The 16,064-nt window shown below is 59.2% G+C and carries 9 protein-coding genes and 3 tRNA genes; 11 read left to right on the plus strand and 1 reads right to left on the minus strand.

Annotated elements, in window-relative coordinates; translation table 11 throughout:
* The first annotated feature begins 40 nt into the window (after positions 1-40).
* The 5 genes from PH547_RS10170 (at position 41) to PH547_RS10190 (ending at position 12,839) form a co-directional block, all read left to right on the plus strand.
* Positions 41-7,498 (plus strand): type I polyketide synthase, encoded by a 7,458-nt coding sequence (locus tag PH547_RS10170; RefSeq protein ID WP_285168178.1) that lies wholly within the window; start codon positions 41-43, stop codon positions 7,496-7,498.
* On the plus strand, positions 7,495-8,916 hold the full coding sequence (locus PH547_RS10175; RefSeq protein WP_104822676.1) for an aminotransferase class I/II-fold pyridoxal phosphate-dependent enzyme: 1,422 nt from the start codon (positions 7,495-7,497) through the stop codon (positions 8,914-8,916). The genes PH547_RS10170 and PH547_RS10175 overlap by 4 nt, the downstream gene beginning before the upstream one ends.
* A gap of 18 nt (positions 8,917-8,934) precedes the next feature.
* A complete protein-coding gene (locus PH547_RS10180; protein ID WP_104822677.1) occupies positions 8,935-9,786 on the plus strand; it encodes an SDR family oxidoreductase in 852 nt (283 codons plus the stop codon).
* A gap of 135 nt (positions 9,787-9,921) precedes the next feature.
* A complete protein-coding gene (locus tag PH547_RS10185; protein WP_245463942.1) occupies positions 9,922-11,499 on the plus strand; it encodes an LTA synthase family protein in 1,578 nt (525 codons plus the stop codon).
* Positions 11,496-12,839, plus strand: coding sequence for a capsule biosynthesis protein (locus PH547_RS10190; RefSeq protein WP_445944983.1), 1,344 nt, complete (start codon positions 11,496-11,498; stop codon positions 12,837-12,839). Before PH547_RS10185 ends, PH547_RS10190 begins: the two co-directional genes overlap by 4 nt.
* 278 nt (positions 12,840-13,117) lie before the next feature.
* Here PH547_RS10190 and PH547_RS10195 read toward each other — a convergent pair.
* A tRNA-Val gene (locus tag PH547_RS10195) sits at positions 13,118-13,193 on the minus strand.
* Between the two features lie 391 nt (positions 13,194-13,584).
* On the opposite strand from PH547_RS10195, the gene PH547_RS10200 reads away from it, so the two are divergent.
* From PH547_RS10200 to PH547_RS10225, 6 genes are all read left to right on the plus strand, one after another.
* A tRNA-Asp gene (locus PH547_RS10200) sits at positions 13,585-13,661 on the plus strand.
* A 50-nt stretch (positions 13,662-13,711) separates the two neighbouring features.
* Positions 13,712-13,788, plus strand: a tRNA-Asp gene (locus PH547_RS10205).
* Positions 13,789-14,048: 260 nt separating this feature from the next.
* A complete protein-coding gene (locus PH547_RS10210; protein ID WP_028754004.1) occupies positions 14,049-14,414 on the plus strand; it encodes an NADH-quinone oxidoreductase subunit A in 366 nt (121 codons plus the stop codon).
* Positions 14,405-14,986, plus strand: coding sequence for a NuoB/complex I 20 kDa subunit family protein (locus PH547_RS10215; RefSeq protein WP_104822680.1), 582 nt, complete (start codon positions 14,405-14,407; stop codon positions 14,984-14,986). Before PH547_RS10210 ends, PH547_RS10215 begins: the two co-directional genes overlap by 10 nt.
* Positions 14,987-15,004: 18 nt before the next feature.
* Complete coding sequence (locus PH547_RS10220; protein WP_285168179.1) at positions 15,005-15,607, plus strand: NADH-quinone oxidoreductase subunit C; 603 nt, start codon at positions 15,005-15,007, stop codon at positions 15,605-15,607.
* Positions 15,608-15,634: 27 nt separating this feature from the next.
* A complete protein-coding gene (locus PH547_RS10225) occupies positions 15,635-16,030 on the plus strand; it encodes a four helix bundle protein (RefSeq protein WP_285168210.1) in 396 nt (131 codons plus the stop codon).
* Positions 16,031-16,064 lie beyond the last annotated feature (34 nt).

A 16,064-nucleotide genomic window follows, 5' to 3' on the forward strand; every position in this document is an offset into this window, starting at 1 on the left:
CTTTCATCCTATGCAATTTTAGAGACGACGCCGAGATACTATGACGGTTGAAATTATCGGACGGGCGAGTGTTGCCCCGGGCGCGGATTCGATTGAAGAACTGCACCTCGTCCTCAAGGAGGGACGTTGCACGGTCAACCGGATCCCCGATGAACGCTGGGATCTTGCGCGTTTTTGGCATCCCGTCGTCGGTACGCAAGGGAAAACCTATAGCTACGCCGCCGGTGTCATGGCCGACATCTATTCTTTTGACCCTGCAGTCTTCGGCCTTTCGCAGCGTGAGGCGATGCAGATGGACCCGCAGCAGCGCATCCTTCTGAACCTCGTCTGGCGGGCTTTGGAAGATGCGAATTTGCCCGTCGATAGCTTCGAAGGCGAAAGGGTGGGCGTCTATGTCGGCGCTTCCTCGCTTGACCACGGCAATCTCACCGCCGAAGATCCGGCCGCTGGCAGCCCGTATTTCATGACGGGCAACACGCTCTCGATCGTTTCCAACCGCATTTCGCATATTTTCGGCCTGCGTGGCCCGAGTATGACGATCGATACGGCCTGCTCGTCGTCGCTCGTGGCGCTCGATCAGGCGGTGAGGGCGCTGGAATGCGGCGATATCGATACTGCGATCGTCGGCGGCATCAACCTTCTGGTTCACCCGCTATCGTTCGTCGGCTTTTCCCAGGCGCGCATGCTGTCGCCGGAAGGGCTTTGCCGCGCCTATGACGATAATGGCCGCGGTTACGTTCGCGCGGAAGGCGGCGCGGCCATCATCCTGCGCAGGACAGATCGCGCTTTGCGTGAGAAGGATCGCAGTTACGCTCGGCTCCATGCGATCGGGGTGAATTCTTCCGGCCGTACAAATGGGATTTCGTTGCCGTCGCGCGATGCACAAGCCGCTTTGCTGCGTTCGATCTATGAAGGGCAGAACATCGACGTCAACCGCATAGCCTTCATCGAAGGTCATGGTACGGGGACTAAGGTTGGCGATCCCGCCGAGATTTGGGCGATCGGCAATATCATTGGCCGGAACCGCCGGGCGCCGGTGCCGGTCGGCTCAATCAAGTCCAATATCGGCCATACCGAGCCCGCCTCCGGTCTTTTCGGCCTGCTGAAGGCGATGATCGCGCTGGAGAACAATTTTCTGCCGGCATCGCTGCATTTCGAGCAGCCGAATGAAACCATCGATTTCGAAGGATTGAACGTTCGGGTCAATACATCGGCCATCGAGCTCCTTCCGGCCAAACGGCCGCGCTTTGCCGGCATCAATTCCTTCGGCTTCGGGGGCACGAACGCCCATGTCGTCATCAGCGATCCCGATCCGGTCGCTCCGCCCGAACCACCATTGCGGGGCGAGGGCACGATTTTCGTTGCGAGCGCTCATACGGCTTCGGCGCTGTCGAAGCTGCTCGAGGACTACAGGAGCCGGCTCGAACGGGCAGAGCCCAAGGAAGCCCGGCAGATCATCGCGGCCGCCGCTGCCAATCGCGAACCGATGCGCCACCGTTTCGCCGCCAAGGCCAAAGACAGCGCCGCAGTGCTTGCGGCGATCGATGCGCATCTTGACGGTGAAAATTCCGTTGGTGAGGTCGGCGAAGTGCCGGGACAGGCGATCAAGATCGCCTTCGTCTTTTCCGGCAACGGCTCGCAATGGGCGGGCATGGGCGTCGAGGCTTATCGGGAAAACAGCCATTTCCGGCAGTGTTTTCAGTCGTTCAGCGCGCTCTTCGAATATTATCTCGCCGAGAAGCTTACGGATATCCTGGTTTCCTCCGATTTATCCATGCGGCTCGCCGACACCAAGATCGCGCAGCCTCTGCTTTTTGCAATTCAAGCCTCCCTATCGGACTGCTTCTCGGCGCTCGGTGTGAAGCCCGATGCCGTCTTTGGCCACTCCGTCGGCGAAATCGCCGCCGCCTATGCGGCCAAAGCGCTGACGGCAGCCGAAGCGGTCGCGATCGTCGCCAAGCGTTCGCTGCATCAGGATCTTCTCGCCGGAGAAGGCAAGATGGCTGCGGTCGTTCTCAACGAGGATGCGGCGCTCGCCTTCGCCAAATTGCACGGTCTCCACGACATCTGCATCGCAGCGATCAACGCGCCGAATTCGATAACGATTTCTGGCCCGGTCCATGAGATCGAAGCATTCAAGGAGGCAGCTCGCAAGTCGCAGATCGTCGCGCATATCCTCGACATCAACTATCCCTTCCACCATCCGATCATCGATCGGGCAAAGGACGCCTTTCTGGCCGATCTGCCTGACGTCGCACCGGATGCCGGCAGCGGCACCTTCATTTCAACGGTAACCGGCGCTGCCTGCGACGGCCGTTTGCTCGATGCTCAATACTGGTGGCGCAATGTTCGCGATCCCGTGCTTTTCAAGACGGCCTGTCAGGCGGCCATGGCGATGGGATGCAACCTGTTCATTGAAATCGCGCCGCGCCCGATCCTTTCGAATTACATGACGGAGATCGCCAAGCAGGCGTCCGTCCAGGCGGTTGCCATACCGACATTGCTGCGGGAGCCGCCGCTCTCCGGGCGGGATCCGGTTTCGCAGGCTTTTGCGCGCGCTGTCGCACATGGCGCGTCGGCGCTGCGTTCGCGCGGCAGCGCCACGCGCAATGCCTTCGTTAAGCTGCCGTCTTTGCCGTTCGAACCGGTGGAGCTGCGTTCGCAGCCAACAACGGACGAAATCGACATTTTTGGCCGCGACGGCAAGAGCCCTTACACCCTGCTGGGCTGGCGCACGGACCCCAACGCCTCCACCTGGAAGAACCATCTGGATGCGCATCTCTTCGCCGATCTCGCCGAACATGTCGTCGACGGCAAGTCGATCTTGCCGGGCAGCGGTTTCATCGAGATCGCCGTCACGGCAGCTCAGCGATATTACCAGACGGATGCGGTTGAGATCGGCAATCTCGAAATCGTCAGACCCTTGGAACTGCGGCAGGATCGGATGGTGGAACTGTCGACCATCCTTTCCCCGGAGACGGGCGATATCGAGATCCGCTCGCGTGAGAGGCTGAGCAACGACGACTGGACCGTTCATGCGGTCGCGCGCGGCCGCAAGCCGATCGGGAAGGGCGATGCCGAAGACAGAGCCGCATGGCGGTTCGAGGAAGAGAAATCCATTCTCACGTCCGAGAAGACCTATGAAACGGCCGAGCGTTTCGGGCTGCAATATGGTCCGCATTTCCAGCTTCTATCGAAGGCTGTCGCTTTCGGGCGCAGCGTCATTGAAGTGGAGCTGAAGCCGGCTGCCGCTCCCGCCCATCCGTTCGTAACCTACAACCTCAATCCGATGTCGATCGATGCGGCGTTCCACGGCCTCGTCGCGCTCTTCGATAAACTGTCGGGCGATGAGGCGGGAGCTCCCTATATCCCGGTTCGTTTCGGCACTGTGCGGGTAGCTGGCAAGGGAAGACCGGTTGTCAAAGCGGTCATTGAGATCGATCGGTTCAGCCGGAATTCGATCAAGGCCCGCTTCCGGATGTTCGACGGCGACGGCGATGAGGTTGCCGTTTTCGACGATTGCCGCTTCCGCCGCACCTATCTGCGCCGGCATATGACGCTCGATTCCGTCTCCTTTCACTATGAGACCGTGCCATCGGCGATTTTTGGCCGCCGATCCGCATCGGACATGGTTATGCCAGATGCTTCGGCACTGCGCGGTCTCAATGGAAACCATTCGCTCAATAATGCAACCCTGCTTCTTGACGCAGCAATTTACCGGGCATGCCATGAGATCGCCTTGGCGATCGCGGGCAGGGATGGTGCGGTTTCGCTTTCAAACCTTCCGGACGATCCGGAATTCCACCCGTTCCTGATCAACTGCCTCTATATTTTGGAGGATGCCGGCATCGCTTCGGCTGATGATGGCAAATGGCATATTCCGCTCGATTTTACTCTGCCGCCGGTGGGCGAAGTGCTGCAGGAGCTCTATCGCGAAGATGCCGGCCGGGTCGCCGAAGCAATTCTCGTCAACAATGCCTATCGCGAAACCCTGGAGCGTCTGGCCGCCGTTCATAGACATGTGCTTGGCCAAAAGCGGGCCGAGGCAACTGTTCATACGACTGGCGGAGCGACGCTGGAGCATGTGCTCGTTCACTCGCCCTTGAGCAGCAGGCGGCTTTCGCTTGTTGCCGAGGCCCTCGCAGTGTCCATCGAGACCAATCCCGGCGATATTGGTTTTATTCTGGAAGCGGGGTCGACATCCGCAGCCTTTAGCCAGCGGTTGGCCGCGATCGCCGCCAAGGCCGGCGCCAGCCTGATCATAACCGAGCCGCGAGAGCAGGTGCGCCGTGCACTTGAAATCGCCTTCGAGGGTGCCGCACATGTCATCGTCGCGGAGCCTGGCAAGCTTGCCGATCAGCCACTCGCCGACGTTATCATTGCGTGTAGTGATCAGAGCCAGCATCTTCTATCCCATGACGACGGGCTGAAAGCCGCCATCCGCAGCGCTGCCGCGCGTGGCGCGCAACTCCTGTTTGCCGATCGAGCGCCGAGCGTCTTCAACGATTTCGCGTTTGGCCTGTCGGAGGGATGGTTCGCCGACAGTCAGTCGCCGGAATTCCCTGTAGGCCAGTTGGGTACGCTGCAGCAGGTCGAGGATATCCTTGCGGCGCTCGGTTTCGGCAAGCCTCGGATCGAGGAGCAGGTATTCCCCGAAGGGGTGCTGATCACGGCGTTGGCTGCATCCGAAGGTCAAGTCGAAGACGAGCCTGCTGTATCCCGCGCCGACGCACCGCTTTTAGTTCTGTCCGAGCGTGGCGCGAGCATCGGCCTTTCCGATATGCGGATGATCGCAGTCGACGTCAGAGCAGCGTCTTCGAACCTCGCCGAGGTCCTCGCGTCCCACCATCCGCGCCATATTCTCTATCTGGCAGAGCGGGAGGGCGAGCGCGGCGCGTCCGATCTGTCGCGGATGCGGCTCGACGTGTTCGCAGAGCTGGCCGATGCATTGACGAGATATGCGGAGGGTGACAGACCGCGCCTTGTAATCGCGGCTCCGGGCGGTTCGCCGCTTGCCAAAGAGCGGGTTGATGGCGCCAATGCCGGCTTGTGGGCCTTCGCGCGCGTGCTGCAGAATGAATATGATGGCTTCGACGTGCACCTGCTTGATGCCGAAACCGACGATGAGCGGGCGATCGCAGCCGTTGAGACCCTTCTTTTCGCCGAGACCAATAACCGGGAGTGGATGCTCGACAGGGTAACCGGCGAGATCCGCGAAATCCGGGCCGTGGCCGGGCCTTTTGCGGCGACCGAGATGAACCGCCGCGATGTAGCCTCGGCGGCGATCCGGCAACATACGAGTGGCCGGTTGGACAGCGTTGTTTGGGAAGAGGCGGATTTGTCGGCGCCGTCGGATGACGAGGTCATCATTGCCGTCGAAGCCACCGGCCTCAATTTCCGTGACGTCATGTGGGCGATGGGCCTGTTGCCAGAAGAAGCGCTGGAGGATGGGTTTGCCGGCGCAACGATCGGCATGGAGTTCGCCGGTCGCGTCCTGCAAACCGGCTCTGCCGTCGGCGACCTCCAGCCGGGCGACAAGGTCATGGGCATTGGTCCCGCTGCGTTTTCGACCCACGTGCGCGTGCGCCGCGATGGTGTCACCAAGCTGCCGGAGACGATGGACACGCTTGCCGCGGCCACGGTGCCCGTCGCCTTCCTGACCGCCTATTACGCTATGGTCGAGCTGGGGCGTATCCAATCGGGTGAAACCATCCTGATCCATGGCGCTGCCGGCGGTGTCGGCCTTGCCGCGTTGCAGGTCGCTAAGCTCAAGGGCGCTAAGGTGATCGCCACCGCCGGCACGGTCGAGAAGCGCCGCTTCCTTCAAATGCTCGGCGCCGACCACGTGCTTGACTCCCGCTCGCTGGATTTCGTTGCGGGCGTTCGCCACATTACCCGGGGCGAAGGCGTCGATCTTGTGTTGAATTCGCTGTTTTCCGAGGCGATGGAGCGAAGCATCGAGCTGGTCAAGCCGTTCGGCCGCTTCCTGGAATTAGGCAAGCGCGATTATTATTCCGACCGCAAGATCGGTCTGCGCCCCTTCCGCCGCAATATCAGCTATTTCGGCATCGACGCCGATCAACTGCTGGTCAACGCTCCCGCCTTAACGAAGCGGATCTTTGCGGAGATCGGTCAGCTCTTTGCCGATCACAAGCTCACTCCGCTGCCCTATCGTGCCTTCGGCTATGATGAGATCGCCGGTGCTTTCCGGCTGATGCAGAATGCCGGTCATATCGGCAAGATCGTCGTTCGCCCGCCTGTTCTCGGTGTCGATCCTGTCTTGCCGGCGCCGGCTAAATCGCTGCGGCTCGATCCCGCCGGCATTTTCCTCGTGGCTGGGGGTATCGGCGGTTTCGGTCTCGCGGCCGCCAACTGGCTCGTGTCCAAGGGTGCGCGCCGCATCGCTCTGTGCTCGCGCCGGGGCGTCGCCGATGAGGAGACGCTGAACACCGTTGGTGAATGGGAGAAGAAAGGCGTCGTGGCAACGCTGCACGCCTGCGACATCACCGACGAGGTTGCTGTCGAGGCACTGCTTGGCTCGCTTCGTTCCGAGGGTGCGCTGAAGGGCATTATCCATGCCGCCATGGTCTTGGACGATGGACTTCTCGCCAACCTGACACCAGAGCGCAATCGGCCGGTTATCGAGGTGAAAGTCAGGGGTGCCGACAATCTTCATCGATTGACCCGGAATGACAGCCTCGATCTGTTCCTGCTGTTTTCGTCCGCGACGACGATGCTCGGCAATCCTGGGCAAGCGAATTACGTCGCAGCGAACGGCTATCTCGAAGGTTTAGCGCGATCGCGCCGCGCCACCGGTCTGCCGGCGCTCGCCGTTGGCTTCGGCGCCATTGCGGACAAAGGATTTCTTGCCCGCAATATCGAGGTCAACGAGCTCTTGTCCAAGCGCATCGGCAAGGCCGCCTTGAAGGCGCGCGATGCGTTGGAGCAGGTCGAACGTTACATGCTGGCCGATACCGGCGAGATCGATGCCGCAGCCGTTATGATCGCCGAAATTGATTGGAGTGCGGCACGCATGCTGCCGATCGCCGCCCGGTCGCTGTTCGAACCGCTGATGCGCCATGCGGGCGATCATCAGTCCCTGAACGATGGCGACATCATCGATCTCAGCGAATTGATCAAAGGTAAATCCGAGGAGGAGGCGCAATCCGCTTTGCACGTGATCGTGGCTTCGGAAATTGCTGCGATCCTGCGCGTGACCGAAGATACGATTACACCCGACAAGGTGCTGAAGGATATCGGCCTCGACAGCCTGATGGCGATGGAACTCGGCATGAGCTTCCAGCAGAAGACCGGTTTCGACATTCCCTTGAGTGGGATCGGGGAGGGGACGACGGTCAGCGACGTCGTCAGCCGCTTGCGTGACAGGGTCATGAATCGTGGTGGCGGGGAGGTCGAGGGTTCGGCGGCGAGCGAGGATCAAGTGGTCAGCCGATTGGTCCAAAGCCACTCCCTTCAGAAGAAGGCCGCACGCTCATGACGCAAGATGCCAATGGGGTTGTTCCGCCCGGCGACAAGAAAAGCAGCCTGCTGGAGCAGATGCGCCGCGCCAACGAATCTTCCGGACGCAACCGGGCGGAGCGGTTGAACAGGCAGCCGCAGCAGCCGGTTCGTCAGGCTCAGCGCTTCGAGGATTTGCCGGAATATAAGCGCGTCATGACGCAGAAGATTGCCGGCGAGATGGCCGGTATCGCTAATCCTTTCTACCGCTCGCATGATACCGCCGCCGGCGCGACGACAAAGATGGGCGGACGAGAATTCGTCAATTTCGCCTCCTATGATTACCTTGCCACCAATACCGACCCTCTCGTGGCAACCCGTGCCAAGGAAGCCATCGACCGTTTCGGCATCTCAGCTTCCGCCAGCCGCCTTGTCGCCGGAGAGCGGCCGGTGCATGTCGAGCTGGAGCAGCAGCTCGCCAAGCTCTATGGCGTCGATGCTGCTGTCTGCTTCGTCAGCGGCTACTTGACCAATGTGGCGACCATCGGCTGTCTGCTGGGGCCGCAGGACCTCGTCATCCACGATGAGTTCATCCACAACAGCGCGCTTGCCGGTATCAAGCTTTCCGGCGCGGCGCGGCGCCTGTTCAAGCACAATGACGCAGAAAATCTTGAAAGCATCCTGAAGACACTGTCTTCCGACTTTCGCCGTATCCTGGTCATTGTCGAAGGCATCTATTCCATGGACGGCGATGTCGCCGATCTCCCGGCGCTTCTGGAGCTGAAGGCCCGGTACGGCTTCTGGCTGATGGTGGACGAGGCTCATGCGCTCGGCATCCTCGGCGAAAAGGGACGCGGCACCTTCGAGCATTTCGGCCTCGATCCGCGCGATGTCGACATCTGGATGGGAACGCTTTCGAAGACGACATCGAGCTGCGGCGGCTATATTGCCGGCAGCAGCGCGCTCGCCGATATCCTGAAGGCGGAGGCAGGCGGCTTCGTCTATAGCGTCGGTCTTGCCCCGGTTCTGGCCACGGCGGCCATCGCCGGCTTACAAATTCTGGAGTCCGCACCGGAGAGGGCCGCTCGGCTCAGGCGCAATGGCAGCCTCTTCCTGCAGCGTGCCAGGGAGGCGGGCCTCGATACCGGTCTGAGTCTTGGCTTTTCCGTCGTTCCCGTCATCGTCGGCGATTCGCTGCGAGCGGTGCAGCTTTCCAATGATTTGCTGGGCGAAGGCATCAATGTGCTGCCGATCATTCACCCGGCCGTGCCCGAAGGCATGGCGCGGCTGCGCTTCTTCATCACCTGCAATCACACCGAAGAGCAAATCCGCCGTTCAGTCGCCGTAACGGCCCGGAAACTCCAGGATTTACAGGATCGGAATTTCGGCCTGGCGTCCATCGATATGGACAAGGTGATGCAGTTGTTGCCGGCGCGCCAGGCCGCCGGCAAGCCATAGACTTAAGGCGATCAGGTCATGCATGTCATCGTCACCGGAGGCTCAAGCGGGATCGGTCTGGCGATCGCCAAGCTCTATGCCATCAGAGGCGACCGGGTGTCTCTTCTTGCTCGCCACCCCGGGCGTCTGGAAGAGGCGCGTGTTGAGATTGCGACCATGGCAGGCGTCGATCTTTCTTGCATCCAGATTGCCTCCGTCGATGTCGCATCCGCCAAACAGGTTTTGGAAGCCGTTGAGGCCTGCGAGCGTGCTTTCGGACCTTGCGACGTCCTGATCGCGTCTGCCGGCATCGTCGAGCCATCTGCTTTCGATATTATGCCGGCCGTAGTTTTCGACGAGCAGATTGCCACCAATCTCCTGGGAACGGCGAATATCGTGCGCGCTGTCTATAAGGGCATGAAGACCCGTCGCAGCGGCAAGATCATGATGATCTCCTCTGGCGCCGCTTTGATCGGCATTTACGGCTACACCGCCTATTGCGCCTCCAAGTCGGCGCTGATCGGCTTTGCCGAAGCCTTGAGCGCAGAAGCGGCCATCGCCGGGGTGCGTGTCGCGATCTGCTTTCCGCCGGATACGCTCACGCCGCAATATCACCGTGAAATGTCGATGCGGCCCGCCGAGGCGGAGCTATTGATGGGTACGGTCAAGCCGTGGAGCGCCGAAGCCGTGGCGGCAAAAATCGTCGGCGGTCTCGACCGCGGCAAGGCCCGAATCCACTTTGGATGGTCGCTGACCGCTCTCGCCTATTTCGGGCCCTTGATAAAGCCGCTGTTGATATGGTGGTATTCTCGCAAGCTTCGAAAAATAATTGAGCAAGGACGGGATGGAAGCCTTGCCCGCTCGATCGACAAAGGCTTTGATCGGGGCTGAACGAAGTTTCCATAATTTATGTCATGCTCCAGCGCGCCTGGTGAGACACATAGAACGATAGAATTTTGGAATTGGCGGCTTTTTCCGGTTTTTGGAGCGAGCTGCCGCAGACTATATATCTTGGACGGTTTAGTTTTGAAACTTCATGATTTTCCGGCGCTGTTGACGCTTGGTTGCTTCGCTTTTTCCTGCGTGGTCATTTTCCTGACCGACCCTTTTGCGATGCCTGCCGCAGTCAACAAACAAAATCATACAGAGAGAAGTTTGAAGCGGCTGGCGTTCGAATGGGCGGCAAGAATTCCCGTCATCGCTCTCATCTACGGCTTCTTCTTCGCAATCTCCTGGCGTCCGATTTATGGTGCGCAGGGTGCGATCAGTTTCTTCGTCATCTTCACCGGAATTTCGCGCGCAAAATTCGAGTTCATCCGCGAACCCCTGGTCTTTTCCGACATCGCCCTAGTGGTCGATGTTTTCAAATACAAAGAGATTTTCTACGCGACGTCTCTGAACATCGTCTTCTGGGTCATCGCGCTCTCCTATGTATTCGGCGTCAGCGCGCTTTATATGTATTTCGAGCCCTCGATCCTGCCCAGCCACAACGGTTTCCTTTGGGTTCTCGTGATGCTGGCGATCGCCTTCGGCCCCTGGCTCGCCTTATTCAGCCGGATCGTCAGCGGCCCCGTTTGTCGTTTCACACAGAATGTTCTCGGCAAGGTCGACGTCAAGAAGGATACGGTCCGATTCGGCACTTTTGAATCCGTCGTCTTTCATTTCGTCATCTGGGTGGGCGTCAGGCGCGAGGCTATCGTCACTCAGTTATCGGAACGCTTCATTTCCGCTCTTCATGAACTATGGGAGCATGGCGACGACGAACCGTTGATCGTCATATGGCAATCCGAATCCTTCATCGATCTCCGGCATTTCGGCGTGGAAAACGTCAAGCTGCCCAATCTTGACCGGCTACGGGAGCAGGCCGCCCAATGGGGCCGCATGACAAGCGTTTTCGAGGGCGGCTATACGCTGCGCACCGAGTTCGCAGTGCTGAGCGGCTTGTTGCCCGAAAACGTCCATATCGACGCGAGCTACCCCTATTTGCGCGCCAGCCACTATAAGGATGTTGTCTGGCCGCAACGGCTGCGGAAGGCCGGTTGGAAGACGCAATTCATCCACCCCTACGACAAAACTTTTTTCCTGCGTCACAAGGCCATGCCGCAGCTCGGTTTCGACCGGATGATGATGCTGGACGAATTCGACCACCGGCCCGACCGCGACGGCCCCTATGTCAGCGACCTGTCGCTGACGAAAAGCGTGATTCGGGCGATCGACGAGGATGGCGCCGGAAAAAATTTCGTCTTCGTCGCTTCCATGGCGAATCATGGCCCTTGGGAGCCCGGCCGCTGCGGCGACCTGACAAATCCGGTCGATATCTATAGCGAGCTGCTGATGCGCGCCGACCATGCGCTGGGCAATCTCGCGCATCACTTGGATCGGCTCGACCGTCCTGTGTGGCTGCTATTCTACGGTGATCACGCGCCGCTGCTGAAGGCCTTCGCCGATCCCTTCCCCGATCCGCGCACGGACTACATCGTCGTTCCGCTCGGCCGTGCGCGGTCGCACTCGCAAAAGCCGATGCCGCCGCAGGAAGAAGCGCCTTGGAACCTCATCGGCACGCTGCTGCGCTACGCCGGCCTCAGCACCGAGGTTCCGGAGTGATGGCTGACGGGCAGGGGGATGCAGCGGCTTCTCCGCGTGTCTTTCTTTTCCTGCAAGGGCCGTCCTCACCGCTTTTCGTTGAAATCGCCGGGGGGCTGGAAGCGGCAGGCCATCGCTGCATACGCATCAACCTCAACCCGGGCGATTGGATATTCTGGCGCCGCCGTGGCGCCTTCAATTATCGCGGCGGCTTTGCCGGTTGGCGCAGCTACGTTCGCCGCCGAATCGAGGCCGACAGGGTCACGGACCTGATTCTTCTCGGGGAAGAGCGCCCGTACCATCAAGTCGCCATCGAAGAGGCGAGGCGGCGAGCCGCTAGTATCAATGTCGTCGAGATGGGATATCTGCGGCCGGATTGGGTGACGCTCGAGCGTGACGGAATGTCATCCAATTCCCGTTTTCCCGTCGATCCGCTATACCTCGTCCAGGCCGCGGCGAGCCTTCCCGAGCCGGACTGGAGCCGTCGCTTCAGTCACAGTTTCCTGGCCGAAGCGGCCTATGATCTCCTCTACAATCTTCCCAACGCTTTTCTGTGGTTTCTCTATCCCGGCTATCGGCGCCATGCGCTCTATCATCCGCTGGTGGAATATGCGGGCTGGCTCCGCCGGCTGCCGTCGAGCGGCAGGCGTGCACGGGAAGCGGAGGCGACCATCGAGTGCTTGATCACCGCTGAGACGCGATTCTTCGTCTATCCCCTGCAGCTTCAGACGGATTATCAACTCCGCTCGCACTCGCCCTTCCATCGACAGCAGGATGCAATCAAGCAGATCATGCAGTCGTTTGCCGCGCACGCAGCGCCAAACATGCATTTGGTTATAAAGCTTCATCCGCTCGACAATGGGCTTGTCGACTGGAGGGGCTATATCCACGGCATAGGCGCAAGGCTCGCCCTGTCCTCCCGCATCCATTTTATCGACGGCGGCAATCTCGAAAAATTGATTTCGGCAAGCCAGGGCATGGTGACGGTCAATTCCACCGCCGCACTTTCCGCCCTGCAGGCTGAGAGACCGGTAAAAGCCCTTGGAGCGGCGATCTACGATATCGACCGTCTGACGGACCAAAAGCCATTGGACCTCTTCTGGGGCAATCCAGCAAAGCCGTTGCCCGGCCTTCGCAGCGCATTTCTGAAACTGCTTGCCGCATCGGTGCAGGTGCGCGGGAATTTTTACTCGCGGGCCGGCGCACGGGCGGCATCCGCTGAGATCGCTAAGCGGCTCCTATCGCGAAGCGTCAACCTCCCGGCCGCCTATATCGACCCGCCGCCACGGCAAAGGCCGACAAAGATCGATATTCCCGACCCGAAATTGACATACCCTCCGCCTATGGGAGATTCGCGTTAAACCTAACGCAGCGATTCGATGTTGGGACAAAGCGCGAATAAGCAGTTTGCGGGGAGCAAACGTCATGGATGGCGGCAAGATGGAACGTTTTATGCTGAAGGAGCTGCTCGCAATCATCGCAGCTCTTGTGGTTGTTTCAGCGGTACTTCTGACGATCGTGATTACGGGGAATTATTGAGCGGGTGCCGCTGGGGCGTTGGCACCGTTCTGGTGCGCAAAGAGCGCTGTCAAATAGCTTGAAAACCGTTATTTCAACCAATCGATTTATATTTGGAAAATGGTGGGCGATGAGAGACTCGAACTCCCGACATCCTCGGTGTAAACGAGGCGCTCTACCAACTGAGCTAATCGCCCTTGCAGCAAGCGGGTCACTGGCCCGCCGCGTTCGGTGGCCGTGATCTATGCGGAACGACAAAAAACCGCAAGAGTGTTTGTGAAGATTTTTTGATTTTTTTGATGGCGCGGCATCAGTGGACGATATCGCCACATGCGACTGCTGGGGAAGCCCGGCTTGGTTGGGGCGGGTTTATGAGCCGTTTTTGAAATGCGTGAGGCGCGAACCTGCCATGCCAAATCGACGGAGCCGAAACGTGCCGGCGGCGGTCGCGAAAACAATTCGTGCTCTGTCATGGATTTGTATTTAAACCTGCTTGACACCCAAACGCGAACCCCGTAGTTAGCCGCTCATCGAACGGCGAGGCCGCTTTGATGGATGCGAAAGCATCCGGAATGCTTGAAATGAAGTGCGGGTGTAGCTCAGTCGGTTAGAGTGCCGGCCTGTCACGCCGGAGGTCGCGGGTTCGAGCCCCGTCACTCGCGCCATTTTAAAGCATGATTGCCGGATTTCGCATGACCGAAAGGTCAAACGATGCGCGGGTGTAGCTCAGTCGGTTAGAGTGCCGGCCTGTCACGCCGGAGGTCGCGGGTTCGAGCCCCGTCACTCGCGCCATTTGTTTCAAGCCATTACAATCAATCATCAATTTGCTGCGACTGCGAAAAAGCCGTTTTGCCTTTGCGCGGATTTGTCGCGATATCGTTACAGCCTGTTGGTAAGTCCGGTTCGGTAGTGCTTGAAACGACATATTCAAAAGGCTTGCGCCCGCGCTCCGGCTGCGCTAACCACGGCTCTGTTGCAACGCTCTTTCGCTTGGCTTGGGCATTTGCCCAGAGGCGCCGCCCCGGCGCACATGGCAAGCAGGGATGGACATGATGACTGGACTGCTCAGTTCCTATATTCCGATAGCTATTTTCATTGGTATTGCCGTGGTGATCGGCCTGGCGTTGTTGATCACGCCGTTTGCCGTCGCCTTCAAGGCGCCTGATTCGGAAAAGCTGTCGGCCTATGAGTGCGGCTTCAACGCATTCGACGACGCCCGCATGAAGTTCGACATCCGCTTCTATCTTGTGTCGATTCTCTTCATCATCTTTGACCTGGAAGTCGCCTTCCTTTTCCCCTGGGCCGTATCCTTTGGTGCGATCGGCTGGTTCGGGTTCTGGTCGATGATGGTATTCCTGGCGGTGCTGACCATCGGCTTTATTTATGAATGGAAGAAGGGGGCGCTCGAATGGGAGTAGTCCAAAGCAACACGACGCTCGTTGCGCCGCAGCCGAAGGGGATCATCGATCCCGCAACCGGCAAGCCCGTTGGCAGCAATGATCCGTATTTTGGCGAGATCAACAATGAACTCGCCGACAAGGGCTTTCTGGTCACTTCGACAGACGAGCTGATCAACTGGGCCCGTACCGGCTCGCTGATGTGGATGACCTTCGGTCTCGCCTGCTGCGCCGTCGAAATGATGCAGGTTTCCATGCCGCGTTATGACGTCGAGCGCTTCGGTTTCGCACCGCGCGCCTCGCCGCGCCAGTCTGACGTCATGATCGTCGCCGGCACGCTGACCAACAAGATGGCACCCGCTCTGCGCAAGGTCTACGACCAGATGCCGGAACCGCGCTACGTCATCTCAATGGGCTCCTGCGCCAACGGCGGCGGCTACTATCATTATTCCTATTCCGTCGTGCGCGGTTGCGACCGCGTGGTGCCGATCGACATCTATGTGCCGGGCTGTCCTCCCACGGCGGAGGCGCTGCTTTACGGCGTGCTTCTGCTGCAGAAGAAAATCCGGCGCACTGGCACGATCGAACGGTAAGGCAGGGGACAAGGCAATATGAGTGAAGCCCTGAACGAACTCGCCACCTATCTCACGGAAGTTCGCGGCACGCTGATTTCGTCGTCCGCGATCAAGTATGGCGAGCTGAACGTGACGACGACGGCCGCAAACGTGGTCGCGCTGCTGACGTTCCTGCGTGATGATGCCAAGTGTGGCTTCGTCAACCTGACGGATATTTGCGGCGTCGACTGGCCGCAGCGTCCCGATCGTTTCGACGTCGTCTACCACCTACTGTCGCCGAAGAAGAACCTGCGCATCCGCATCAAGGTTCCGGTCGCCGAAGATCAGCCGGTGCCGTCGGCTTGCAGCGTCTATCCCGGCGCCGATTGGTTCGAGCGCGAGACCTGGGACATGTACGGCGTTCTTTTCACCGGCCACCCGGATTTGCGCCGCCTTCTGACCGACTATGGCTTCGAAGGCCATCCCCTGCGCAAGGATTTCCCGACCACCGGTTTCGTCGAAGTTCGTTATGACGACGCCGCCAAGCGTGTCGTCTACGAGCCGGTCGAACTGAAGCAGGAATTCCGTAACTTCGACTTCCTCTCGCCGTGGGAGGGCACAGACTACGTGCTCCCGGGTGACGAGAAGGCGAAGCAGTAAGAGGCAATAGGCAGTAGCCAATAGGCAATAGGAGAATGGCAAACGGCGATTAATTCCTACCAGGACCTTACTGTGTGGCAGCGCTCGATGGACCTTGCTGTTGAATGTTATGCTCTTACCAAGGAATTTCCGAAGGAAGAGATTTACGGTTTGGTTTCACAGATACGGCGCGCATCTGTATCTATCGCGGCAAACATCGCGGAAGGTTATGGGCGAGAAGCTACAGGGGCTTACGTTCATCACCTAAAGATCGCACAAGGGTCGCTGAAGGAATTGGAAACGCATCTGATATTGTCAACGCGAGTAGAGATCGTCGCTTTTGAGCGAATTAAGGCGACGATGTCCTTGGGTGATGAAATCGGCAAGATGCTGCGATCGCTTATTCGCCGATTGCAGGACGAACGACATGGATATGAGAGTTAACGGTTACACTATTGCCTATTGCCTACTGGCTAAT

The sequence above is a fragment of the Rhizobium cerradonense genome, assembly GCF_030182455.1.
Classification (GTDB): Bacteria; Pseudomonadota; Alphaproteobacteria; order Rhizobiales; family Rhizobiaceae; genus Rhizobium.

Bases quoted from the DNA above. Each gene is read 5' to 3' on its own strand.
- PH547_RS10170 (WP_285168178.1), top strand. From the start codon at position 41: ATGACGGTTGAAATTATCGGACGGGCGAGTGTTGCCCCGGGCGCGGAT.
- PH547_RS10175 (WP_104822676.1), top strand. From the start codon at position 7,495: ATGACGCAAGATGCCAATGGGGTTGTTCCGCCCGGCGACAAGAAAAGC.
- PH547_RS10180 (WP_104822677.1), top strand. From the start codon at position 8,935: ATGCATGTCATCGTCACCGGAGGCTCAAGCGGGATCGGTCTGGCGATC.
- PH547_RS10210 (WP_028754004.1), top strand. From the start codon at position 14,049: ATGACTGGACTGCTCAGTTCCTATATTCCGATAGCTATTTTCATTGGT.
- PH547_RS10215 (WP_104822680.1), top strand. From the start codon at position 14,405: ATGGGAGTAGTCCAAAGCAACACGACGCTCGTTGCGCCGCAGCCGAAG.
- PH547_RS10220 (WP_285168179.1), top strand. From the start codon at position 15,005: ATGAGTGAAGCCCTGAACGAACTCGCCACCTATCTCACGGAAGTTCGC.